Genomic DNA, 22,253 nt, shown 5'->3' with positions numbered 1-22,253 from the left:
AAATTTATAAAATTATTTCTATTAATGAAAAATTGTTGCGTATTTTTCTTTTAAAATTTAAGTTTATTAATAAATATTAATCTAATTTTTAAAAATGTTGAATTAATGGAAATTTAATTTTTCGAAATAATAATCTTAAAAAATAAAAAAGCTTTCGAAGATTAACTGCGAAAGCTTGAATTTCTGTCCGAAAATCTTAATTATTTATTCCGATTTTACAACCTCGGTTCTCTCCGAAATTCCATTTGCATTAAATGCTTCAATCTGGAAATAATAAGCATCTGTTCTGTCAGCACCCGTAAAGAAATACTCATTCTTGCCATAAACCATTATGCTTCCATATAATTTATCCGGTGATTTTCCCCAATAGATGACATATCCGTCAGCATCAGAATTCTGTTGCCATTTGAACCAGATGCTTCTTCTTTCGCCATATTTTTTCGGGTCGGCTCTTAATGAAACAAAATTCTGAACTTTTCCAGGTGCTTTGCCTGCTCCTTTTCCAAATACCCGGAGTCCGCTTAATGCAAATTTTCCTGTCGGCATTTTCAGATTTTCCATTTTCAGGAATCTTGCTTTCACAGGCGTTTGAAGTTCGATGTAATCGTGAGGAACATCGGTTTGATTTTTAGATTTGTCGACAATTACTTTCCAGTTTTTGCCATCGTTAGAACCATAGATTTTGTATTGATGCATCTTGCCAAGCGTTTTTCCCATAAACTCTGCATCTTGGTCAGCATAATTAACCTGAATCGCATTAATAGTAGAAACTTCCCCTAGATCCGTCTGGAACCATTCACCGGAATTTCCGGTCTTGGCAGACCAGTATGTTTTGATGTCTTCATCCACAGCATAATTAGAATGATAACCGCCCAAAGTCGATGAAACCTGAACAGGTTTATTGTAATTTAAAAGCATCCACCCAGGAAATAATCCTTTTGAAAAATCTTTTCCCTGGGCAAATTGCGGCAAAAGAGTTGGATAATCGCCGTAAGCTGTGTTGGTGTACATTACATCATCTTTATCAAAACCTGTTGGCCAGATTCCTAATCGTCTTTCAAAATTATTTTTTGTCGAAATGAAAATCGTCGAAACGTGCCACCAGTTTCCAAAATTATCTTCGAAGGTTGCTCCGTGCCCTGCGCCTCTCGCAAAACCTCCAGGTTTATAGGAAAACGGATTGTGCTGCTGATATTCAAAGCCTTCCAAAGGATTTTTGGAAACGTATACACCATCAGAATAACCACTGAATTCCGTAGCGGGTGCACCATATTGAAGATAATATTTGTCTTTATACTTAGTCATCCATGCGCCTTCCACAAAAGGCTGAAGAAAAACATTGTCATTATATTCTCCAAATCTTTCCCAGCCATGGTCTTCAGGTTTTAGTCGGATAACTGGCTTTACAAAACCTTCCGACTGCAGAGTTTTTGTTTTGACTTCGGTTCCGAGAAGTGGCCATTCGTTGCTGGAACCCCAATAAAGATACAGCTTGTCTTTGTCTTCATCATAATGAAAAGCCGGATCCCATGCGCCGACTTTCAAAGTATCAACAGCGATTTTCCAATCGTCTTTTGTTGGGTTTGTGCTTTTCCAAATCGGGAAATCCTGTTCCCAAGTGGAGCCGAAAACGTAAAGCGTATCTTTCATCGCCCAAACTGCTGGAGCGTTCAGATCATGCGTATATTTATTATCTAAAAGAAATTTTCTGTGGACAAATTTCCAATCCAGCATGTTGTCAGAATACCAATAACCTTCCTGATTTGTGGAAAACAGGAAAAGCTTTTTCTGGAAATTGACAATTACAGGATCGGCTGTTGCCCGGTGTTTTCCTTGCCTGGAAAAAACCTCGAAAGGTGTGTAGCCGTAATCTATATTAATAGGATTGCAGTAGGTTTTTTGCTGCGCAGACAATAGAGATACGACCGAAATAGAAATTATTAAGAGTAAATTTTTCATTTAAATTTATTTTAATTCCGAATATATTGAAAAATATCAGAGTGACACAATTTATTCCTTCCAATTTTCCTTGATCAGATCCAGAAGAAAATCAGGACATCTTACAATTTTATTGGTTTCAGCATCCAGAAAAAATAGGGTTGTAGAAGCTTCTGTGATTTTGATTTTATCTTGATTATAAATTTCATAATCGAACTCGATTTTCACACCCGGAATTTTTCTGATATAAGTATGAATTTCCAAAAGCTGGTCATAAAGTGCTGGTTTCAAATACTTAATTTTATATTCAGAAACGGGAAGAAAAATCCCTTTCTTTTCAATTTCGTCATAAGACATCCCAAGCTTGCGGAAAAGCTCAACTCTTGCTACTTCAAAATATTCTGCGTAGTTCCCGTAATAGACGTATTTCATCGGGTCTGTTTCTCCGTAACGCACTCGTATTGAGTTGGTTGTATGTATCATTTTAAGTCGTTAATAATTCATACAAATATATTTTTTAATAATCAATAGCGAAAAAATTTTTTTATGAAAATTAATAATTAGATATTTGTTGTCTTCTTAAAAAACTAAAAATCCCACCGGAAATAGCAGCAGCAAAATGAATGAAAATTTAGTATTGATCTGGGATAGATGCCTTCAGTTTATGAGGGATAATCTAAACGCAGCGGAGGATAACACAGACCTCAAAAAGTTAGAAAACTCTTTCGACTTGTTATTTGATAAAGTTCAGCCAATTTCTTTGGTGAACAATAATCTCACGTTGCTTGTTCCCAGTGATTTTTACAAAGAATATATCGAGGACAATTACTTGTCTTTACTGTCTGCTGCGCTTAAAAAAAATATCGGTAAAGGAGTAAAATTGTGGTATTCTGTGATGGAAAATAAACCTTCCGGAAAAGAAAAGCCTATTACTGTGAACGTGAAGGGGATTTCTACACAAACGCCGAAAATACAAGAAGCTCGTCCGGTTATTAAGGAAAATAATATCAATCCTTTTGTTGTTCCCGGAATTAAAAAAATCAATATTGATTCTAATCTGAAAGCAGATCAGTCTTTTGATAATTTTGTAGAAGGAGAAAGCAATAAATTTGCCTGCACAGTTGCAAAATCTATCGCAAAAAGACCAGGTTCAACGGCTTTCAATCCATTATTTGTATATGGAGGTTATGGCGTTGGGAAAACACATCTTGCTCAGGCAATCGGGCTGGAAGTGAAAGCTACTTATCCGGAAAAAGTGGTTTTGTACCAGTCTTCAGAAAAATTTATACAGGATTTTGTAAAGGCTGCGAAGTCTCAGAATAAAACCGATTTTCAGCATTATTATCAGATGATTGATGTTTTGATTATCGATGATATTCAGTTCTTGTCCGGTAAAGCTGCGACGCAAGACAGTTTCTTTCATATTTTTGATTACCTTCATCAAAATGGCAAACAGATTATCCTGACGTCTGATAAAGCACCAGCTGATATTCTGGATACACAGGAGAGAATTATTTCCCGTTTCAAATGGGGACTTTCTGCAGAAATCAAATCGCCGAATTTTGAGACAAGAAGAAAAATTATCGTTGATAAATTAAGCCGTGACGGGATCGAATTGACGGACGACATGCTGGACTATCTTGCTTCGGAAGTGAAAACCAACGGTGTCAGAGAGCTAATTGGCGTTGTGAATGCAGTGATCGCCTATTCTACAGTTTATAAATCCGACTTCAGCCTGGATCTTTTAAAAGATACAATCAATAAGTTAGCGACAACTCAGAAGAAAACCATCAATATTCCTTACATTCAGGAAGTTGTATGCGATTATTTCGGGATTCAAAGAGAGCAATTGCTGTCTAAAACCCGAAAAAGAGAAATCGCTTTGCCAAGACAATTAGCAATGTATTTCGCAAAAGAATATACAAATGCTACGTTTACGAAAATCGGTGAAGAAATGGGCGGGAAAGACCATTCAACAGTAATGTACGCCTGTGACACGATCCGGGATGTGTCCAAAATCGATAAGGAATTGAAGAAATACATCAAGGATCTGAAAGATAAGATTGCTCAATAACAATACAGGGATTTAAATTTTTTTAAATCCTTTTTTTTTTAATAAATTTAAAGTTATTACACTTTACAATTTTTGAAATTATGAAAATACTAATGGTTTGTCTCGGAAATATTTGCAGAAGTCCTTTGGCTGAAGGAATTTTGAAATCTAAGCTTGATGACAGTTATTTCATCGACAGCGCAGGAACTATAAATTACCACGAAGGAAATGGCCCGGACGAACGTTCGGTAAAAACTGCTTTCAAAAACGGAATCGACATCTCGATGCAGAAATCAAGACCAATCAAGAAATCAGATTTTGATGAATTTGATCTGATTTTCTGTATGGATAAAAATAATTATAAAGATCTTCTGAAAATGGCGGATGATTCTCAGAAACATAAAATCAGATTGATTCTCGATAACGAACTCGAAGTTCCTGACCCTTATTTTGGAGGAATCGACGGTTTTGATAAAGTTTATAAAATGCTGGATGAATCTTGCGAAATAATCGCAGAAAAAATAAAGAACAACATGATATAATTCATAAACAATTCTAAATTTGTAAGACAAGCCATTCTTATGAATCTCGACATTGAACAAAACCCAATAAAATCTAAAAAACTCTATAAGCATCTTTATATTCAGGTATTAATCGCAATCGTCTTCGGTGTTTCCCTCGGATATTTCTATCCTGAGTTGGGCGAGAAAATGAAACCTTTAGGTGATGGATTTATCAGACTGGTGAAAATGATCATTGCGCCAGTGATTTTCCTGACCGTTTCTACCGGAATTGCCGCAATGAGCGACCTCAAAAAAGTTGGGAGAGTTGCAGGGAAAGCTTTTATTTATTTCTTTACATTTTCTACTTTAGCATTGATCATCGGGATGATAGTCAGTCATCTTGTTCAGCCGGGAAAAGGTCTCAATATAGACCCGAATACTCTCAACGGCGCAGAAATCGAGAAATATGTCAAAGCCGCCCATGACAATTCGATGGTCAGTTTTATTTTCAACATCATTCCGGAAACGCTTTTCAGTCCTTTGACGGGTGATAATATTCTGCAGGTTTTATTGGTAGCTATTCTGTTCGGAGTTGCTTTGGCCATCACATCCGATAAAAGTCAGCCAATTCAGGATTTTCTCCAGACTTTGACGATTCCGATTTTTAAGATTGTAGAAATTCTGATGAAACTAGCTCCCGTCGGTGCTTTCGGAGCAATGGCTTTCACGATTGGAAAATACGGTGTAGAATCTCTGAAAAATCTGGCAATGCTTGTCGGAACATTTTATGTGACTTCGGCGCTGTTTGTTATTTTGATTTTGGGAAGTGTGGCGTCGTATAACGGATTCAGTATTTTCAAATTTCTGAAATATCTTAAGGACGAGATTTTATTGGTTTTGGGAACAAGTTCTTCTGAGCCTGCACTTCCCGGACTGATGAAAAAAATGGAAAACGCAGGCTGTGACAAAGGTGTTGTCGGTTTAGTCGTTCCTACAGGTTATTCTTTCAACCTTGACGGAACCAACATTTATATGACTTTGGCAGCACTTTTTATCGCTCAGGCCTGCAACATTGACTTGACTCTGGAACATCAGCTTGGTTTGCTTTTGGTGGCGATGCTTAGCTCGAAAGATGCAGCGGGTGTTTCAGGAGCTGGATTTATAACATTGGCGGCGACTTTGGCGGTTGTTCCGGAAGTTCCCATTGCCGGGATGACTTTGATTTTAGGAATTGACAAATTCATGTCAGAATGTCGCGCACTGACCAATGTCATTGGAAATGCTGTCGCTACGGTTGTCGTTTCCAACTGGGAAAACCGATTGGATAAAGAACGTTTGCAAGAAGTTCTGAATGGATAAAACTTAAAAGTAAGAGCGTATAAATCTCAATTTGTGCGTGTGTCTATTCTGATCCTTGTTGAAGATTCCGCTGGAGTCTAGGCTGTCGATCCTTACTTTTCCGTGGGCATGGATGATTTTCTGATCAGTCAGGATAATTCCAACGTGATGGATTCTGCCTTCCGGATTTTCAAAAAATGCAAGATCACCAGGCTTTGCTTCTTCGATAAAGGTTAATACTTCCCCAATTTCCGCCTGCTGGTAAGTATCTCTCGGAATTTTGATGCCATGGATTTTATAAATAATTTGCGTGAAACCGCTGCAATCGATCCCGAAAAAGCTTTTACCGCCCCAGAGATAAGGGACGTTTAAAAATTCTTTCGCACAGTTTACGATGCTTTCGCTAAGATTTTCGCCTCTGGTTGGAGAAGTGGTCTCAAAAGTCACTTCGGATCCGATGGAAAGCAATGTTCTTCCGTTTTCTGCCATCGCAGACTGGAAAGCCTCTTTTACAAGATTGATTTTTCTTGACTTCAGGAATTCCTCGGTAACAGGCGAGATTTGTTTTGTGTCCATCCACGCTTCATAATTATCGTAATGTGTTATGATTTTGGTCCAGTTATCTTTCACTTCGATGATATCCGCAGATTCACCGTAAAGAAGTTGGGATACAATCTCACTTTTGTCTGAGCTGTCCGCTCTCATCGGAGCGATGGAAACATTGCAGATGCCTTTGGTCATTTCAATCAATTATGAATTTAAAAATACGAATTATTTCTTTCTGATCAGATTTAATCCGTCTCGCAAAGGTAAGATTAGATTTTCGAAATCAGGATCATCGGAGATGATTTTATTCACGAGTTTGATTTGTTCCGTTTGCTTGTCTTTCGGATTATTTTCAAGGACTTTTCCATACCAAAGAACATTATCGATAAGAATGATACTTCCTGAACGTAGATTGGGTTTGATGAGTTTCAAATATTCCAAATAGCTTTCTTTGTCGGCATCGATGAAGATCAGATCCCAGACTTTATCTAATTTTTTGATTTCTTGTTTTGCATCACCGATGATGAATTCGATTTGGTCTTTGTAATCACTTTCCGCAAAATATTTTTTCGGAATATAAGCTAAATCTTCGTTCTTGTCAATCGTGTATATTTTTCCGTCTTTTGGTAAACCTTCAGCGATACTCAAAGCCGCATAACCTGTAAAAGTTCCGATTTCCAGAACGTTTTTTGGCTGGACGATATGGGACAAAATACTTAAGAGACGACCTTGCAAATAGCCGGAAATCATATGCGGCTGGGTCGTTTTCTGATACGTTTCTTTTCTTAATTTTTTGAGAATGGCAGGTTCTTCGGAAGCGGTTTCTTCCAAGTATCTGTCCATTTCTTTGTCTAATTCTTCAAAATAACTCATTGGGAGTTTGGAGTTTTTGGCAAAGGTACTAAATGTTTAAGTTAGACCAATGTTGATTGATGTCTAATCTGCAGCCCGACTTGAACGGAGCTCATTTTTTATGGCTGGAAAAGCAAAGGCAAAAAATAGCGGGAGTGGAAGGCGGATAAAGCTGCCCAAATAAAAAAACCTCGCCATTTCTGACAAGGTTTAGTTTTCTAAATTCTGAATGAAAAGCAATTATCATTCATCTTTTATCATTTATTTCTTAACTGGCGCAATGTCCATCAGCTTCATAAATTCATCCAGCTTAGGCATAATGATGATCTCCGTTCTACGGTTTTCGCCACGTCCGGAAACTGAAGCGTTGGTTGTTTTAGGATTATATTCTCCTCTACCACCTGCGGTAATTCTGTTAGGATTCACGCCAAACTGATTTTGTAAAACTTTCGCCACTGCTGTTGCTCTGAGTGCGGAAAGGTCCCAGTTATCTCTTGGAGCGTTAGCGCTACTAAGTGGTGTGTTATCGGTATTACCTTCAATCAAAACGCTGTAAGTGTCATAATCGTTTATGACTTTTGCAACCTTCGCTAAAACGTCTGCTGCAGCTGGCTGGATGTCATATTTTCCAACTTGGTAAAGCATCTTGTCTGATAATGAGATCAATACGACACCTTTCAGAACTTTCACATCTACATCCTGGTCTGCAACGTTATCAAGAGAACGTTTCAACTTGTTTGATAAAGCCAAGTTCAAACTGTCATTTTTGCTTTTTCCTGAAATCAATTGCTTGATGTAAGCATTGGAAGCGTTGATCTCCCCAACCAATTTATCAATGTTAGCAGAACCTTTTCCTGCATTAGATAAACAAGCGTCCAAACTGGATTTAAGAGCGTTGTTTTGTCCCACAAGTAAGTCGTTTTGACCTTTCAAAGAAGAGTTTTCTCCTTTCAAATCTTGGATTTGGCGCATTCTTTCACCCGCATCTTCTATACATTGTTTGTAGTTCAGATTAAGTGCATCGAATTGTTTTTTGCTGACACAAGAAGCAAGGGAAAGTCCCACAGCTGTAATGGTCAAAATTTTAAATAATCTCATAGTAAATATTTATTTGTTTATTGCTTTTATTGAGTGGTTATTGGTTTTATGGTTTTTAAATCGTTTCAAAAGTAAGAATTAATAACTGTATATTTGTGCTTATAACTTAATGTTTCGTTATAAAATTGTGTTAAGTCTCTTAAAATTTCAAAACCTGTTAAAGCAAATGCTCCACCAACCACAACAAAAAACATACCTTTTAGCTGTAAGTGGAGGGGTAGACTCGATGGTTTTAGCTGATTTATTTCAGGTTTCGGGATTTAATTTTCATATTGCGCACATCAATTATCATCTTCGTAATGAGGATTCTAACCTTGATCAAAAGCTGGTTTCTGACTTTTGTAAACAGCATCAGATTCCTTTTCATTTGTATGATGTTTCTCAGAAAGATAATCAACCGGAAAATTCGATTCAAAATTGGGCGAGAGAATTGAGATATCGATTTTTCAGAGAAATTCAACAGAAAGAAAATCTTGATTTCCTAGTAACAGCACATCATCTGAATGACCAATTGGAAACTTTTATCATTAATCTTTCCAAAGCTTCCGGCATCCGTGGTTTGAGTGGAATTCCACAAAATGAAAACGGAATTATTCGCCCGCTTCTTGATTTTTCTAAGGATGAAATTTATGAATTTGCAAAAGAGAATCAAATTGATTTTCGGGAAGATAAATCCAATCAGAAAACAGATTATCTAAGGAATAAAATCAGACACAAAATTATTCCTGAATTGGAAAAAATCAATTCAGATTTTCTAAATAATTTTTCGAAAAGTATCAATTATATTAATCAAGCTAAGGATTTTATCAATCAATCAGTTGATGAAAAAATTGAAATTCTCAAAATAACTTCTGACGAAAATCAAATCATCATCGATAAACAAACATTCTCCCAAGAATCTGAACTGATTCAATATGAGATTTTAAAAAGATTTGGTTTCAATGATGACAAGGAAATGCAAAAATTTCTAACTGCTCAAACTGGAAGCTCGTTTTATAATTCTGAATTTGAACTAATTATTAATCGACACGAATTGATTTTTAGACAAAAATCGAAAGTCGGAAATCAAAAATTGGAAGATTCAATTATTCTGGATATTGTAGGAAATGAAATTGTTATTCCTGAACATATTAAAAATGAAATAAAAACGTTTGGTAATTGTTTTTGGAAGATTGATAAAAATAAAATCCGATTGCCTTTGAAATTGAGAAAAAAACAAGAAGGCGATTTGTTTTTCCCTATCGGAATGATTGGTAAAAAGAAAATTTCGAAGTTTTATAAGGATGAAAAATTGTCTATTTTAGCCAAGCAAAAAATCTGGCTTCTTTGTGATGCTGAAGACCGAGTTTTAGGAGTTTTGCCTTTTCGTCAAGACGGAAGGTTTTCATCTTCAAATATTGAAAGTTTAGAAATAAAAATTTAACCACAAAGAATACAATGTTTTGTGGCAAAGCTCACAACGTTGTGTACTTTGTGACAAAACATTGTGAACCTTGTGGTGAAAATGAAAAAAGAAAGAAAAAAATGAAAGATTTAAAACTGGTGTTATCAACACTTTTTCTATTAATAATAACCCTATTCAACGCACAGATAAAAAATCCGGTTAAGTTCAAATTTGATGTGGTTTCCGTTGGAAAAGATGAATATGAAGCTGTTTTGACGGGAACTATTGAGGACAAATGGCATATTTATTCTCAGGATTTGCCACCAGATTCCGGTATTCCGACCGAGTTTAAAATCACATCAAAGCAAGGAATTCAGTTGCTTGGGAAAGTTCAGGAATTGGGGAAAAAACACGATGAATTTTCGGAAGCTTTTGGCGCTCAGATTGTTTATTATTCCAATAAAGTAGTTTTCAAGCAGAAGTTCAAACCAAAAGATGCGACGAAGCCAGCGACAATCACGGCTGAAATAATGTATCAGACTTGTAATGACCGCGTCTGTCTGGCCCCAAATACTCTCGAATTTGAAAAGCAGATCGAAGGCATCAAAACGGTTGCCTCTACTGAAAATGTTGATAACACAAAAGATACCGTCTATGAAGTTGCTCCGGCGGGACAAGTTGGAACCGTTCTGAAACCAACAAATATTGAATCGCCTGCAGTTGCAAAACAAGACGGTTTGAAAATCAATTCTTTAGATTTCAAGAATCCTTTGACCAATTGTGGAACTGCTCAGCAAAAACCAGCTAACGATAATTGGCTTGTTCTGGGATTAGGATTTTTAGGTGGACTGATTGCATTGTTGACACCTTGCGTTTTTCCAATGATTCCGTTGACGGTTTCATTCTTTACAAAAGGTAACAAAGACAAAGCAAAAGGGAAGCGAGATTCGTTTATCTATGGATTTTTCATTCTGTTGATTTTCGTTTTATTGAGTATTCCATTCCATATCATTGACGGGATTTCGGGTAATATTTTCAATCAGATTTCGACGAATATCTGGCTCAATTTATTCTTCTTCGCCATATTTTTATTTTTTGCATTGAGCTTTTTCGGCTATTACGAAATTACATTGCCAAGTTCTATTGCCAACAAATCTTCCAAAGCCGAAGAAGCGGGCGGATTGATTGGGGTTTTCTTTATGGCTTTGACCTTGGTCATCGTTTCGTTCTCTTGTACAGGTCCGATTTTAGGAAGCTTGTTAGGAGGAGTTGTTGCAGGCGCAACGAATGTTCCGACATTATTGACGTTTGCTTTGGCTGGTTTCGGATTGGCTTGGGCATTGGTTTTCGGATTGTTAGCATTGTTTCCTCAAGCGTTGCAAAGTTTACCAAAATCTGGTGGTTGGATGAACACTGTGAAAGTTGTGCTTGGATTCATCGAGTTGGCTTTAGCTTTAAAATTCTTATCCAAAGCAGATTTGGTTTCCAAAACTTTCTTGCTGAAAAGAGAACTGTTTATCGGGCTTTGGATAATCATTGCTATAGGATTAGTTATTTATTTATTCGGAAAAATAAGGTTTCCGCACGATGATAAAAATCCGAAAATCAGTTTGGGAAGAAGAATTCTGGGCGTCTTCGGAATTGTATTTGTGGTGTATTTGATTCAAGGTTTAATTCCTTCCGAGAAGCCAAAATTACAATTACTAAGCGGGATTCTGCCACCATTGAATGTTAGTTATTTCCATAAAGAAGAAGATGGAATTCTAGGTTTGAAACCTTATCACAATTACTTCGAAGCGATAGAAGTAGCGAAGAAAGAAAACAAGCCTGTATTGATAGATTTCACAGGTTATGGTTGCGAAAACTGTAGAAAAATGGAAGAGTTTGTCTGGAGTCAGGATGATATTTTACCGATTCTCCAGAATGATGTGATTGTCGCTTCGGTTTATGTGGATGATAAAGAAGAATTACCGGAGAATGAGCAAATCAAAATTGATATGGGCGAAGGGCAGATGAAGAAAGTGAAAACTATTGGCGACAAATGGAGTTTGTTCCAGCAAGTTAATTTCAATAATAATTCTCAGCCGCATTATGTTCTGGTCACGCCTGATCAAAAAGTTATTAATTCACCGGTTTCCGGCTATATGCCGAAAGAAGATTTCAAAAAATTCCTGAAATGCGGAATTGAATATTATAAAAATAAATAACTATGAATTTTAGAGAAGCTAATATTAATGATATTCCACAAATGCAGACTGTTCGTAATTCTGTGAAAGAAAATCAATTATCAAATCCTGATATTGTAAAAGATAAAGATTATGAAATCTATCTTAAAGACAAAGGAAAAGGCTGGGTTTGTGAAATTAAAAATAAAATTGTCGGTTTTGCCATTGTGGATTTAGCGAAGAATAATATCTGGGCGTTGTTTGTAAATCCGGAATTTGAAGATCAGGGCATTGGAAAACAACTACATAACCAGATGCTGAATTGGTATTTTAAACAAACAAAAACTCCTGTTTGCTTAGGAACAGAACCAGATACAAGGGCAGAAAAATTCTATAGATTTTCTGGTTGGGAAGAAATCGGGACGTACGGAAAAGAGATCAGATTCCAGATGACTTGGGAAAAATGGCAAAATTTATAATTCATTGAATAGTATTTTATAACAAAATAACGAATTAGGTATATAATTTGTATTCAAAAATCCATAATGATAACAAATCGTTATGGATTCTTATTTTATATTGCTAACTACTAAAAATTAAGACTATGGCAGAAGTACAAATTAAAGAGCAATCTACCGGAAAGAAAACGCAGAACAAAAAGCCGATTCGGGTAGATATGACGCCAATGGTGGATTTGGGATTTTTACTGATTACATTTTTTATGTTCACCACTAATTTTTCTAAACCAAATGTGATGAATGTCGGATTACCTGCAAAAGGACCGATCAATACAACAGAAGTGGACGTTAAAAATTCAATTAGTTTTATTCTTGGACAAGAAGGAAGAGTTTTTTATTATCAGGCTGATAAAAAAGATCTGACAGATAAAAGTCTGAAAGAAATTTCTTTTGATAAAGCTCAGGTTGCAAAAACAATTGAAGCTGCAAAAGCAAATGCTAAGGATAAGAATATTTTCACAGTTATCGTAAAACCGGCTGATGATTCACAGTACAAGACAGTGGTTGATATGCTGGATGAATTGGCAATCACGAAGTCGGAACGATACGGAATAGCTGAAATGAATGATAGAGAAAAAGAGTTGTATCAAAAAAGAATTGAATAATATTTACTAATAATTTTAATAAGAGTGTCTGTCAGACGCTCTTTTTTATTTATTTTCGTGAGGAAAATTGAAACTATGAAAAATATTTTAACGGTTATTATTTTACTTTCAATCGTTGCCTGTAAGAAATCTTCTGAATCTGTAACATCAAAAGCTGACAGCGTAAAAATCATTGATTCTATCAATGCAGCGAGAACAAAGATCAATGATAGTATTTTGAGCCACAATCGATTCAGAGACTGGGATGGCACACATATTCTTACACATGATATGATTGCCGGAAAAGGAAAAATAAGCTTTACAAAAACCGGCAGAGACGAATATAAAATCAAAGGTGAAATCCGGAACGGAAAAAATTATCTGACAATCGAAGGCACTGGTGATATGCTTTCTGAAAGACATCTCAGTTTTGAAGGGACAATCAGGCAAAGCATCCGTGAAAATGATAACGGAAAAACAGACATCAGAAAAGGGCGGTTAACATTCCTGACGAAAGACGGCGGAAAATCCTTCAGGCTGCAGCAATCTGTAAACAGTTCGGGATTCTCTGATGAGATCTATATTAAATTTTAAATAACTCAATTATAAAAATGCTTAATTATATTATAGAAGGTAACGGTCAAGAAGATCTGGTTCTTTTGCACGGGTTTATGGAGAATCTGTCAATTTGGGATGATATGATTCCGTTTCTGTCGGATAAATTTCGTTTGATTAAAATCGATTTGCCAGGCTTCGGAAAGTCCGAAATTGTTGCAGAAATCCAAACTTCTGAAATAATGGCAGATGAAGTCAAAAAAGTTATTGACGAATTGGGCTTGACAGAATTTCATTTGCTGGGACACTCGCTGGGTGGTTATATTTCTCTGGCTTTTGCTGAAAAATTTCCTGAGGTTTTGAAATCTTTCACCTTATTTTTTTCCACTTATTTTGCGGATGACGAAGCTAAAAAAGAGACCAGAAAAAAAGGTTTGAGAATCATCAAAGAAAATCTTCGTGCTTTCGTCAATGCTGGTGTTCCTAACCTTTTTAACCCCAATGAGCATGATATTCTTGAGCCTAAAATCAAACTTGCAAAAGAGATCGCATACGGCTCTTCTGTCGACGGCGTTCTGGCCTCACAAAAAGGAATGATAGAACGTCCCGACCGAACATCCGTCCTGGAAAACTTTGAAGGCAGAATTCTGGTTTTGTCCGGCAAACACGATTCGGCGGTCAATTCCGAAAAAACCATCAAAAACCTTCCCGACAAAACCAATATCAAATCATATATTCTGGACTGCGGACACAACGGACATTGGGAAAAGCCGGAGATTTGTGCCTCGGTTCTTAATACGGAATTGCTGCATCATTTACCCAAAAAACTTATTTTATAATATGGAAATAATCTCAAAAATCCTTATCGGAATTGTTGCGCTGGAACATCTTTATATTCTTTACATGGAAATGTTTGCGTGGGAAACACTCGGCAAAAAAACCTTTAAAACCATTCCGTCAGAACTTTTTAAACCAACGAAAGGTTTGGCCGCCAATCAGGGGTTATACAACGGGTTTTTGTCTGCAGGACTCATCTGGAGCTTATTGATCTGCGACCAGATATGGGCAAAAAATGTCGCCGTTTTCTTTTTGGTTTGTGTTATTGTAGCAGGCATTTATGGCGCAATGACAGCTTCGAAGAAAATCTTTTTCGTTCAGGCATTACCTGCAGTTATTGCGTTGATTGCCGTTTTGGTAAGATAATTTTGGAGCTGTTTCCCGCTATCCGCTATATCTTTTTTGCCGGGTTATTCCTCAGCAAAAAAGGATGCCGCTGCTATCGGGGCTAGGGTCTTTGTCTGTCAAATCGTGTTTCTGTACAGAAAATTAAATTCAGCTTTAAAATACTTCCTGTTCCACGATATCTTTAAAATCCTCGATGGTATCTTCAATCGACTTGAAATATTTCCCGCCGGAAGCATTGATATGCCCGCCGCCGTTGAAATGTTTTCTGGCAAACTGATTCGTGTCAACATTTTCTTTGGAACGGAAAGATATCTTGATAAAATCCTCGTAAAGATCTTCCATAAAGAAAACCGCCATTTTTGTCCCGGCAATACTCAGTCCATAATTTACGAAGCCTTCCGTATCACCTTTGTCAAAACCATATTCTTTCAGTTCGGAACGTTTCAGCCAGAGAACAGCTACTTTTCCTTCCTTTACAAGTTCTATTCTTCCGAGAACCAGAGAGAGCAAATGCAATCTGGAAATCGTATTCGTGTCCCAGGTGTTTGAGGTAATAATTGCGGGATCTGCTCCTTTTTCAATGAGTTCGGCAACAATCCTGTGTGTTGTAGCACTGGTAGAACGGAACCGGAATCCCCCGGTATCGGTCATGATTCCTGTGTAAAGGCATTGTGCGGCATCAGTATTTAGCAGGTTTTCTTCGTTATTTTCCTGGATGAAATGATAAACCATCTGGCAAGTCGCAGGAACCGTGGTGTCAGAATAAACATAATCAAACTGTTCCGGCATCTGATGGTGGTCGATAAGTACTTTTTTGGCTCTGGACTTGGTAACCCACTCACCGAGAATTCCTATTCTGGAAGGCGAATTGAAATCCAGGCAGAAAATCACGTCTGCGTTATAGATCGCTTCACCAGCTACTTTTCTTTTATATTCTCCGATCACGATTTTCTTAGCATCCGGCATCCATTTCAGGAACTTTGGAAAGTCATTTGGCGTAATGACGATGGCTTCTATGCCTTTTGCTTTCAGATAATGTTTAAGACCAAGAGATGAGCCAATGGCATCGCCGTCCGGATTATGATGCGTCACGATAACGATGTTGTTTTCCGGAACGAGAAGATGATTGATTTCTGAAATTTCTTTGGCTGTAAACATAAATGATTATTTGAAAAAAGTAAGGCTCCAAAGGTAAAACTTTAAAATAAAAAAATCGGCTCAAAAATGAACCGATTTTTATTGTTTTTTTATAGTAATTATTTTTTAATAATTTTCTGAATTGGTTGTCCGTCAACCTTCAGATAATATATTCCCGAAGGCAGATTTTTAATATTAAGTTCAGTTCTATCAAACTTAATAGAAGAAATTGTTTTTACCAATTTTCCAGAGCTGTCAAGCAATTCCAAAGATGAATTAGGTTTCAAATTATCTACGATAATATAATCTGTTGCAGGATTGGGATACATATTAATTTTAGCAAATTCGTTTTCTTTAACAGAAAGATTTGCGGATTTAAAATGAATTTCCTGAAAGATGGAGTTGCTGATAATTAATGTTTTTTCATTGCCGTTATCTTGTATGCTGTAATAATGACCGTTACCCACATTAAAAAAACTGCATAATAATCCGAAAAACTGGTTAACCTGGCCATTATCATCCATATAATCTCCCGAAGTACAAGATTTATTATTTACACTGAACATATTATCACCACTGAAAGTCAGGTTGGCTGAAACATTATTAAAAAATGATATGCTTAGCTGCGGAGGGCTGGTACTAAAAGTAGTGGATTGTTGATAGGGCATTGAAGGCGCATACAGATTGCCAGGTAATAATTCTCCCACAATTTTTGTGATTTGCCATTTTGTATTCAACAAATCTGGATTTTGAGCAACGACTAAGTTCGTAGTAAAAATTAAAAAGTAAAGTAGTTTCATAAGCGATAGTTTTTATTGGCTATAAAGTTATTAATTAATTAAAATAGAATTGTAAAATATTGACGGATTTACTATTATATAATCTAAAATTGTCCGTCAAAATTTCCGTAACTTTGCAGTGCATTAAAATTTATTCTCATATCTTTTCATGTTAATCATTTAATTTAAAATCAATGCATAAAGCAGGATTCGTAAATATAGTCGGAAAGCCAAACGCAGGAAAATCTACACTTCTTAATCAACTGATGGGAGAAAAGCTGGCCATTGTCACTCAGAAAGCACAGACAACACGCCACAGGATTTTCGGGATTTATAATGAAGAGGATTTGCAGATCGTATTTTCGGACACGCCTGGGGTTCTGGATCCGAAATACGGATTGCAGGAAAAAATGATGGATTTCGTAAAAGATTCTTTGCAGGATGCGGACGTTTTTTTGTTTATTGTAGATGTAACAGATAAGGCTGAGGCATCAGAATTCCTGATCGATAAACTGAACAAAATCCCAGTTCCGGTTTTGTTACTGTTAAATAAAATTGACCAGACCACACAAGGGGATCTGGAAAAAATTGCAACCGACTGGCACGAGAGAATACCAAAAGCAGAGATTCTTCCGATCTCCGCACTCAACGCATTCAATACAGACGTGATTCTCCCGAAGCTGAAATCCATGTTGCCGGAAAACCCGCCTTATTATGACAAAGACCAGTACACAGACAAGCCGGAACGTTTCTTTGTAAATGAAACCATCCGCGAGAAAATTCTCCTGAATTATGATAAAGAAATTCCATATTCCGTAGAAGTCGTGACAGAGATGTTCAAGGAAAAAGAAGGCATTATTTTTATCGATTCCATCATTTATGTGGAACGCGATACACAAAAAGGGATTCTGATCGGTCACAAAGGCGAAGCTATCAAAAAAGTGGGAACAGAAGCCCGCCTGGACTTGGAAAAATTTTTCAGCAAAAAAATACATCTCAATCTTTTTGTTAAAGTCAAAAAAGACTGGCGCAAGAATGACAGAGACCTGAAAAATTTTGGCTATCGTTAAAATCCTTTTATCTAAAGGATTTTTTTGTAGCTTTGATCTAAATTGTTTCAGAAATGAGAAATTTCAATTCTTCCCGGACAAGTGAAAATGTATTGAACCTTTTAACTCTGACACTTCGTCTCTTCATCGGAATATCAATGCTAACACATGGTTTGCCAAAATTGGAAAAACTGATTGCGAACGACAAGATAGAATTCATGAGTTTTCTCGGACTTGGCTCAGCGATTACGCTTGTTTTAGTTGTTTTTGCAGAGGTGGCTTGTTCAGTTTTCATCATTCTTGGATTTCTTACAAGGTTTGCTGCAATTCCTCTTATGATAACAATGCTGGTCGCATTTTTTATAGTGCACGGTCCGGATGAGTATTCAGAAAAAGAACTGAGCCTTTTGTACTTTTTCTTCTATTTTTCAATATTAATATTAGGCGCCGGAAAGTATTCTGTGGACTGGATATTTTCCAAAAAAGAAGCGGTTTATTAGTCAAACCACTGTGAAAAATAATCTCTGATGATAACCCAGAAATTCTTGCCTAGAAAATAGATCAGTGTTGAAGTGATAATGCCTTTTACCGTAAAAAAAATAATCCCACCGATTCCAAAACGTTTTACCCACAGTTTCCACTTCGGTATTTTAACGTCAGGTTTTTCTTTATTATCCATTTTTATTTTTTTCAAAAGTAAGAAAAATCCCGCAGTTTAGATTGATTCAAAATAATTAAAATTTTGACTGCCGTCTTTTCCGACTCTATCGTAATAAAGAGGTTGGTCTGCGGGCAGTTGCTTTCTGGTGGAAACTTGCAGCTTTTCACCAGAAGAGCTCCGATAATGCCTTCGCCTTCACGCATTGGTAATTCAATCATACCTCTCTGATCTCAAATTCTTTATTTTCATACTCAAAAGTATCTTATTAACACAAATACTAACGCTTGTTAGTTTTTTAATTTTGCCGGTCAAAATATATTTTTATCTTTAGGGACTTTAAAAAAATTAAAAATTTATGTCCTCAGTTTCGATATCAGAAAACCTGAAAAGATTAGGAATCACATCAGAAAACCATGGTACTTCCACAGGCCGGGATTTCTTTTCTTCAGGTGAAAAAATAGAAAGCTACTCGCCGGTAGACGGAAAACTTATTGGTTCTGTTAACGCTTCAGACCATCAGGATTATGAAAAAGTTCTTGCAAAAGCACAGGAAGCTTATATAGAATTCAGGCAGATCCCGGCTCCCAAAAGAGGGGATATGGTTCGTCAGTTCGGTAACAAATTGAGAGCGTACAAAGACGATTTGGGGAAATTGGTTTCCTACGAGATGGGGAAATCCCTTCAGGAAGGTCTGGGCGAAGTTCAGGAGATGATCGACATCTGCGATTTTGCAGTGGGCTTGTCAAGACAGCTTCATGGTTACACAATGCACTCCGAAAGACCAGGCCACAGGATGTACGAACAATATCATCCGCTGGGAATTGTAGGTGTTATCTCAGCTTTTAATTTTCCGGTAGCCGTATGGAGCTGGAACGCAGCCTTAGCATGGATATGCGGCAATGTTGTCATCTGGAAACCATCAGAAAAAACGCCTTTGTGTGCAATTGCCTGCCAGAATATATTCAACGAAGTTGCTAAAGAAAATAATCTTCCGGAAGGTATTTCAAATCTGTTGATTGCAGACCACGAGATTGGCGACAGACTGGTAAAAGACAAAAAAGTAGCATTGGTATCTTTCACAGGTTCTACAAGAGTGGGAAGAATCGTTGGAAAAAATGTTGCAGAACGTTTCGGAAAATCAATTCTGGAATTAGGCGGAAATAATGCGATTATCATTACAGAAAATGCTGATCTTAATATGTCAATCATCGGCGCAGTTTTCGGCGCAGTGGGAACAGCTGGCCAAAGATGTACTTCTACAAGACGACTTATCATCCACGAATCCGTATATGACGAAGTGAAAAACCGTCTGGTAAAAGCGTACGGACAATTGAAAATCGGAAATCCTCTGAATGAAACCAACCATGTTGGTCCGCTTATAGACCAGTCTGCTGTAAAACAATATCAGGACTCTATTGAAAAGTGTAAATCTGAAGGTGGAAAGTTCGTGGTTGAAGGTGGTGTTTTGGAAGGTAATGATTACAAATCAAGTTGTTACGTAAAACCTTGTATCGCAGAAGTTGAAAATAGTTATGCAATTGTTCAGCACGAGACTTTCGCTCCGATTCTTTATTTAATAAAATACAAAACTCTGGACGAAGCAATCGCAATCCAGAATGATGTCCCACAAGGATTGTCATCAGCAATCATGACGCAGAATCTAAGAGAAGCAGAATTATTCCTATCTTATGGCGGCTCCGACTGTGGCATTGCAAATGTTAATATCGGAACTTCCGGTGCAGAAATTGGTGGTGCTTTTGGTGGCGAAAAAGAAACCGGAGGCGGTAGAGAATCAGGTTCAGATGTATGGAAATATTATATGAGAAGACAGACAAATACCATTAATTATACAACCAGTTTACCTTTGGCGCAGGGAATTAAATTTGACCTTTAAAATACAAATATGATAACAGCTACAGAAAATAAAGTTAAAGAAACCCTAGGAAAACATATCCTTGCCGACGGTTTCGATTTTGTAATGGATTTTGAAAAATCCCACGGATCTTATATTGCAGACCGTCTCACAGGAAAAGAATATCTGGACATGTTCTCCATGTTTGCCTCAGCTTCCATAGGATACAATCATCCTTATGTATTGGAAAGAGCTAACTGGCTGGGAAAAATGGCCGTTTACAAACCAACGCTGAGTGATGTTTATCTTCAGGAATATGCGGATTTTATGGAGGTTTTTTCCAGAGTTGCAATCCCGAAAGAACTGCCTTATTGCTTTTTTGTCGAAGGTGGCGCTCTGGCGGTTGAAAACGCTTTGAAAACTGCTTTCGACTGGAAAACGAGAAAAAACTGGCAAAAGAATATTGACAAAGAAGCAGGAATTGTAATCCATTTCAAGCAGTCTTTTCACGGAAGAAGTGGTTATACATTATCTTTAACCAATACTTCTGACCCAAGGAAGCATCAGTATTTTCCAAAATTTAACTGGCCAAGAATTACCAATCCGAAGCTGAATTTCCCAATCACAGAAGATAATCTTGAGGAAACAGTCAAACACGAGCAATTGGCTTTGTTACATATTCAGGAAGCGATATTGGCAAATCCTGATGAAGTGGCTTGCGTTATTATCGAACCGATTCAGGCAGAAGGCGGTGACAATCATTTCAGAAATGAATTCTTCACTGAGTTAAGAAAAATCTGTGATGAAAACGAAATTCTTTTAATTCTTGACGAAGTACAGACGGGAATAGGAATGACCGGAAAAATGTGGGCTTATCAGCATCTTGACATAATTCCGGATATTATAACTTTTGGAAAAAAAACACAGGTTTGCGGGATTCTTGCCAATAAAGAAAAACTGGATCAAGTAGAAAACCACGTTTTTAAAGAAAGCTCCAGGATCAATTCTACCTTTGGAGGTAACTTTATTGATATACTACGTTTTCAATTGGTTTTGGAAGTGATAGAAAATGAAAATCTTGTAGAAAATTCCAGAGCCGTTGGTGAGTTTTTACTGAACGGATTGCAAAAGCTGGAACAAAAATTTCCGGACCATATTTCTGCAGCAAGAGGGAAAGGTCTGATGTGTGCATTCGACCTGAAAGATGGCGAGTCAAGAGAATGGCTGAGAAGCAGACTGTATGATGAGGGAATTATCATCCTGACCTGTGGCGACCAGTCGCTTAGATTCCGTCCGCATCTTAATGTAACAAAAGAAGAAATCCAGATTATTCTAGATAAAATTAATGATATATTTCAGGATTTAATATAATGAATTTTAGATTTTGATATTTTTTTCGTAAATTGCTTTGCTTTTAAAATCAAAATCTAAAATTATGGATGCAACAACTAGAGTGGCTGTTTATGAAAGCAACAGTCCGCAGGAGATCCAGCTGGTAAAATCGAAGCTGGAAGATGCAGGTATAAAATGCGATGTAGAGAATTCTTATCTTAGTTTTCTGTCTACACCCACTGCAACCAATACTTTTGTCAAAGTAGATATCAAAGACGAGAAAAAAGCTTTCGAAATTATCGACGAATATTTAAAATCAAACCAAAATTGATTTCATATTTTTAAATTTTACGTTTTACAGAAATCGGGTTCAAAATTTTTGATCCCGATTTTTTTTAGCATCAAAAAAATCCTTATCATTGCAAAAGAAATGGGGAATTAGCTCATCTGGCTAGAGCGTTAGACTGGCAGTCTAAAGGTGACGGGTTCGATCCCCGTATTCTCCACTTTTATTTTATTTAAATCAATCTTCTGAAATTCAGGAGATTGATTTTTATTTTGGCAAAAAATTTGTATGCTATTCCGTACAGTAATCGAGTTCATAGAAAACCCGATTATTGATTAAAGGGGGCACTAGTTGCCCTCTTATTTTTTTAGTTTATCGCAAAATTTATTATCGGCTGTTATTTTTTAGCGCATTTTTGTTTCAAATATTTGTTTTAAA

General features: G+C 36.8%; 24 protein-coding genes and 1 tRNA gene. 16 read left to right on the top strand and 9 right to left on the bottom strand.

Annotated features, from left to right (window positions below; genetic code table 11):
• Positions 1-204 precede the first annotated feature (204 nt).
• Positions 205-1,959 (bottom strand): discoidin domain-containing protein, encoded by a 1,755-nt coding sequence (locus BUA97_RS02215; protein WP_072996228.1) that lies wholly within the window; start codon positions 1,957-1,959, stop codon positions 205-207.
• A gap of 51 nt (positions 1,960-2,010) precedes the next feature.
• Complete coding sequence (locus tag BUA97_RS02210) at positions 2,011-2,421, bottom strand: acyl-CoA thioesterase (protein ID WP_072996227.1); 411 nt, start codon at positions 2,419-2,421, stop codon at positions 2,011-2,013.
• A 136-nt stretch (positions 2,422-2,557) separates the two neighbouring features.
• Between BUA97_RS02210 and dnaA the strand changes: the two genes are divergently transcribed.
• The 3 genes from dnaA to BUA97_RS02195 all read left to right on the top strand — a co-directional run bounded on the left by dnaA (position 2,558) and on the right by BUA97_RS02195 (position 5,853).
• Positions 2,558-4,012, top strand: a complete 1,455-nt coding sequence (gene dnaA, locus BUA97_RS02205; RefSeq protein ID WP_072996226.1) for a chromosomal replication initiator protein DnaA — start codon at positions 2,558-2,560, stop codon at positions 4,010-4,012.
• A gap of 80 nt (positions 4,013-4,092) precedes the next feature.
• Entirely contained in the window at positions 4,093-4,533 is a 441-nt protein-coding gene (locus BUA97_RS02200) for a low molecular weight protein-tyrosine-phosphatase (RefSeq protein WP_072996225.1), read from the top strand.
• Positions 4,534-4,572: 39 nt separating this feature from the next.
• On the top strand, positions 4,573-5,853 hold the full coding sequence (locus tag BUA97_RS02195) for a dicarboxylate/amino acid:cation symporter (protein ID WP_072996224.1): 1,281 nt from the start codon (positions 4,573-4,575) through the stop codon (positions 5,851-5,853).
• 3 nt (positions 5,854-5,856) lie between these two features.
• Here the strand turns inward: BUA97_RS02195 and BUA97_RS02190 are convergent, their stop codons facing one another.
• The 3 genes from BUA97_RS02190 to BUA97_RS02180 form a co-directional block, all read right to left on the bottom strand.
• A complete protein-coding gene (locus tag BUA97_RS02190) occupies positions 5,857-6,573 on the bottom strand; it encodes a C40 family peptidase (RefSeq protein ID WP_072996223.1) in 717 nt (238 codons plus the stop codon).
• 30 nt (positions 6,574-6,603) lie between these two features.
• A complete protein-coding gene (locus BUA97_RS02185) occupies positions 6,604-7,251 on the bottom strand; it encodes an O-methyltransferase (RefSeq protein ID WP_072996222.1) in 648 nt (215 codons plus the stop codon).
• Between the two features lie 240 nt (positions 7,252-7,491).
• Entirely contained in the window at positions 7,492-8,328 is an 837-nt protein-coding gene (locus tag BUA97_RS02180; protein ID WP_072996221.1) for an OmpA/MotB family protein, read from the bottom strand.
• 166 nt (positions 8,329-8,494) lie between these two features.
• Between BUA97_RS02180 and tilS the strand changes: the two genes are divergently transcribed.
• The 7 genes from tilS to BUA97_RS02145 all read left to right on the top strand — a co-directional run bounded on the left by tilS (position 8,495) and on the right by BUA97_RS02145 (position 14,737).
• Positions 8,495-9,751 carry a tRNA lysidine(34) synthetase TilS gene (gene tilS / locus BUA97_RS02175; protein WP_245795787.1) on the top strand — a complete coding sequence of 419 codons (1,257 nt, stop codon included), beginning with the start codon at positions 8,495-8,497 and terminating at the stop codon, positions 9,749-9,751.
• 101 nt (positions 9,752-9,852) lie between these two features.
• Positions 9,853-11,919, top strand: coding sequence for a protein-disulfide reductase DsbD family protein (locus BUA97_RS02170; protein WP_072997177.1), 2,067 nt, complete (start codon positions 9,853-9,855; stop codon positions 11,917-11,919).
• Between the two features lie 2 nt (positions 11,920-11,921).
• Positions 11,922-12,356: a GNAT family N-acetyltransferase gene (locus BUA97_RS02165; RefSeq protein ID WP_072996220.1), complete on the top strand. Its 435-nt coding sequence runs from the start codon at positions 11,922-11,924 to the stop codon at positions 12,354-12,356.
• A 125-nt stretch (positions 12,357-12,481) separates the two neighbouring features.
• Positions 12,482-13,000 carry an ExbD/TolR family protein gene (locus BUA97_RS02160; RefSeq protein WP_072996219.1) on the top strand — a complete coding sequence of 173 codons (519 nt, stop codon included), beginning with the start codon at positions 12,482-12,484 and terminating at the stop codon, positions 12,998-13,000.
• Positions 13,001-13,075: 75 nt separating this feature from the next.
• Positions 13,076-13,573, top strand: a complete 498-nt coding sequence (locus tag BUA97_RS02155) for a hypothetical protein (RefSeq protein ID WP_072996218.1) — start codon at positions 13,076-13,078, stop codon at positions 13,571-13,573.
• Between the two features lie 17 nt (positions 13,574-13,590).
• Positions 13,591-14,373, top strand: a complete 783-nt coding sequence (locus BUA97_RS02150; protein WP_072996217.1) for an alpha/beta fold hydrolase — start codon at positions 13,591-13,593, stop codon at positions 14,371-14,373.
• A gap of 1 nt (position 14,374) precedes the next feature.
• On the top strand, positions 14,375-14,737 hold the full coding sequence (locus BUA97_RS02145) for a DUF1304 domain-containing protein (RefSeq protein ID WP_072996216.1): 363 nt from the start codon (positions 14,375-14,377) through the stop codon (positions 14,735-14,737).
• A gap of 135 nt (positions 14,738-14,872) precedes the next feature.
• Here BUA97_RS02145 and BUA97_RS02140 read toward each other — a convergent pair whose 3' ends face one another.
• Both BUA97_RS02140 and BUA97_RS02135 read right to left on the bottom strand, forming a co-directional pair.
• Positions 14,873-15,877: a DHH family phosphoesterase gene (locus tag BUA97_RS02140; RefSeq protein ID WP_072996215.1), complete on the bottom strand. Its 1,005-nt coding sequence runs from the start codon at positions 15,875-15,877 to the stop codon at positions 14,873-14,875.
• Positions 15,878-15,975: 98 nt separating this feature from the next.
• Positions 15,976-16,656, bottom strand: a complete 681-nt coding sequence (locus tag BUA97_RS02135) for a T9SS type A sorting domain-containing protein (protein ID WP_072996214.1) — start codon at positions 16,654-16,656, stop codon at positions 15,976-15,978.
• Positions 16,657-16,829: 173 nt separating this feature from the next.
• Between BUA97_RS02135 and era the strand changes: the two genes are divergently transcribed.
• Together era and BUA97_RS02125 are read left to right on the top strand one after the other, a co-directional pair.
• Positions 16,830-17,705 (top strand): GTPase Era, encoded by an 876-nt coding sequence (gene era / locus BUA97_RS02130; protein ID WP_072996213.1) that lies wholly within the window; start codon positions 16,830-16,832, stop codon positions 17,703-17,705.
• Positions 17,706-17,758: 53 nt separating this feature from the next.
• Positions 17,759-18,184 carry a DoxX family protein gene (locus BUA97_RS02125; protein WP_072996212.1) on the top strand — a complete coding sequence of 142 codons (426 nt, stop codon included), beginning with the start codon at positions 17,759-17,761 and terminating at the stop codon, positions 18,182-18,184.
• Here the strand turns inward: BUA97_RS02125 and BUA97_RS02120 are convergent.
• Positions 18,181-18,363: a hypothetical protein gene (locus tag BUA97_RS02120; protein WP_139258188.1), complete on the bottom strand. Its 183-nt coding sequence runs from the start codon at positions 18,361-18,363 to the stop codon at positions 18,181-18,183. The genes BUA97_RS02125 and BUA97_RS02120 overlap by 4 nt on opposite strands.
• 11 nt (positions 18,364-18,374) lie before the next feature.
• The gene (locus BUA97_RS02115) at positions 18,375-18,563 is read right to left on the bottom strand and encodes a hypothetical protein (protein WP_072996210.1); all 189 of its coding nucleotides are present in this window, start codon (positions 18,561-18,563) and stop codon (positions 18,375-18,377) included.
• A 137-nt stretch (positions 18,564-18,700) separates the two neighbouring features.
• Here BUA97_RS02115 and amaB point away from each other — a divergent pair, with 137 nt between their 5' ends.
• From amaB to BUA97_RS02095, 4 genes are all read left to right on the top strand, one after another.
• Entirely contained in the window at positions 18,701-20,239 is a 1,539-nt protein-coding gene (gene amaB / locus BUA97_RS02110; RefSeq protein ID WP_072996209.1) for an L-piperidine-6-carboxylate dehydrogenase, read from the top strand.
• Between the two features lie 9 nt (positions 20,240-20,248).
• Positions 20,249-21,568 carry an L-lysine 6-transaminase gene (lat, locus tag BUA97_RS02105; protein ID WP_072996208.1) on the top strand — a complete coding sequence of 440 codons (1,320 nt, stop codon included), beginning with the start codon at positions 20,249-20,251 and terminating at the stop codon, positions 21,566-21,568.
• Between the two features lie 64 nt (positions 21,569-21,632).
• Positions 21,633-21,860: a putative signal transducing protein gene (locus BUA97_RS02100; protein ID WP_072996207.1), complete on the top strand. Its 228-nt coding sequence runs from the start codon at positions 21,633-21,635 to the stop codon at positions 21,858-21,860.
• 101 nt (positions 21,861-21,961) lie between these two features.
• A tRNA-Ala gene (locus tag BUA97_RS02095) sits at positions 21,962-22,035 on the top strand.
• Positions 22,036-22,253: the final 218 nt, after the last annotated feature.

Source organism: Epilithonimonas mollis (assembly GCF_900142325.1).
Lineage (GTDB): Bacteria > Bacteroidota > Bacteroidia > Flavobacteriales > Weeksellaceae > Epilithonimonas > Epilithonimonas mollis.
The sequence above is the reverse complement of the archived record's forward strand: the minus strand, read 5'-3'. Positions and strand labels throughout refer to the sequence as shown.

What these genes read in the sequence shown, in the direction of transcription:
- BUA97_RS02215 (WP_072996228.1), bottom strand. Translation starts at nt 1,959, where the DNA reads ATGAAAAATTTACTCTTAATAATTTCTATTTCGGTCGTATCTCTATTG.
- BUA97_RS02210 (WP_072996227.1), bottom strand. Translation starts at nt 2,421, where the DNA reads ATGATACATACAACCAACTCAATACGAGTGCGTTACGGAGAAACAGAC.
- dnaA (WP_072996226.1), top strand. Translation starts at nt 2,558, where the DNA reads ATGAATGAAAATTTAGTATTGATCTGGGATAGATGCCTTCAGTTTATG.
- BUA97_RS02200 (WP_072996225.1), top strand. Translation starts at nt 4,093, where the DNA reads ATGAAAATACTAATGGTTTGTCTCGGAAATATTTGCAGAAGTCCTTTG.
- BUA97_RS02195 (WP_072996224.1), top strand. Translation starts at nt 4,573, where the DNA reads ATGAATCTCGACATTGAACAAAACCCAATAAAATCTAAAAAACTCTAT.
- BUA97_RS02190 (WP_072996223.1), bottom strand. Translation starts at nt 6,573, where the DNA reads ATGACCAAAGGCATCTGCAATGTTTCCATCGCTCCGATGAGAGCGGAC.
- BUA97_RS02185 (WP_072996222.1), bottom strand. Translation starts at nt 7,251, where the DNA reads ATGAGTTATTTTGAAGAATTAGACAAAGAAATGGACAGATACTTGGAA.
- BUA97_RS02180 (WP_072996221.1), bottom strand. Translation starts at nt 8,328, where the DNA reads ATGAGATTATTTAAAATTTTGACCATTACAGCTGTGGGACTTTCCCTT.
- tilS (WP_245795787.1), top strand. Translation starts at nt 8,495, where the DNA reads ATGCTCCACCAACCACAACAAAAAACATACCTTTTAGCTGTAAGTGGA.
- BUA97_RS02170 (WP_072997177.1), top strand. Translation starts at nt 9,853, where the DNA reads ATGAAAGATTTAAAACTGGTGTTATCAACACTTTTTCTATTAATAATA.
- BUA97_RS02165 (WP_072996220.1), top strand. Translation starts at nt 11,922, where the DNA reads ATGAATTTTAGAGAAGCTAATATTAATGATATTCCACAAATGCAGACT.
- BUA97_RS02160 (WP_072996219.1), top strand. Translation starts at nt 12,482, where the DNA reads ATGGCAGAAGTACAAATTAAAGAGCAATCTACCGGAAAGAAAACGCAG.
- BUA97_RS02155 (WP_072996218.1), top strand. Translation starts at nt 13,076, where the DNA reads ATGAAAAATATTTTAACGGTTATTATTTTACTTTCAATCGTTGCCTGT.
- BUA97_RS02150 (WP_072996217.1), top strand. Translation starts at nt 13,591, where the DNA reads ATGCTTAATTATATTATAGAAGGTAACGGTCAAGAAGATCTGGTTCTT.
- BUA97_RS02145 (WP_072996216.1), top strand. Translation starts at nt 14,375, where the DNA reads ATGGAAATAATCTCAAAAATCCTTATCGGAATTGTTGCGCTGGAACAT.
- BUA97_RS02140 (WP_072996215.1), bottom strand. Translation starts at nt 15,877, where the DNA reads ATGTTTACAGCCAAAGAAATTTCAGAAATCAATCATCTTCTCGTTCCG.
- BUA97_RS02135 (WP_072996214.1), bottom strand. Translation starts at nt 16,656, where the DNA reads ATGAAACTACTTTACTTTTTAATTTTTACTACGAACTTAGTCGTTGCT.
- era (WP_072996213.1), top strand. Translation starts at nt 16,830, where the DNA reads ATGCATAAAGCAGGATTCGTAAATATAGTCGGAAAGCCAAACGCAGGA.
- BUA97_RS02125 (WP_072996212.1), top strand. Translation starts at nt 17,759, where the DNA reads ATGAGAAATTTCAATTCTTCCCGGACAAGTGAAAATGTATTGAACCTT.
- BUA97_RS02120 (WP_139258188.1), bottom strand. Translation starts at nt 18,363, where the DNA reads ATGGATAATAAAGAAAAACCTGACGTTAAAATACCGAAGTGGAAACTG.
- BUA97_RS02115 (WP_072996210.1), bottom strand. Translation starts at nt 18,563, where the DNA reads ATGATTGAATTACCAATGCGTGAAGGCGAAGGCATTATCGGAGCTCTT.
- amaB (WP_072996209.1), top strand. Translation starts at nt 18,701, where the DNA reads ATGTCCTCAGTTTCGATATCAGAAAACCTGAAAAGATTAGGAATCACA.
- lat (WP_072996208.1), top strand. Translation starts at nt 20,249, where the DNA reads ATGATAACAGCTACAGAAAATAAAGTTAAAGAAACCCTAGGAAAACAT.
- BUA97_RS02100 (WP_072996207.1), top strand. Translation starts at nt 21,633, where the DNA reads ATGGATGCAACAACTAGAGTGGCTGTTTATGAAAGCAACAGTCCGCAG.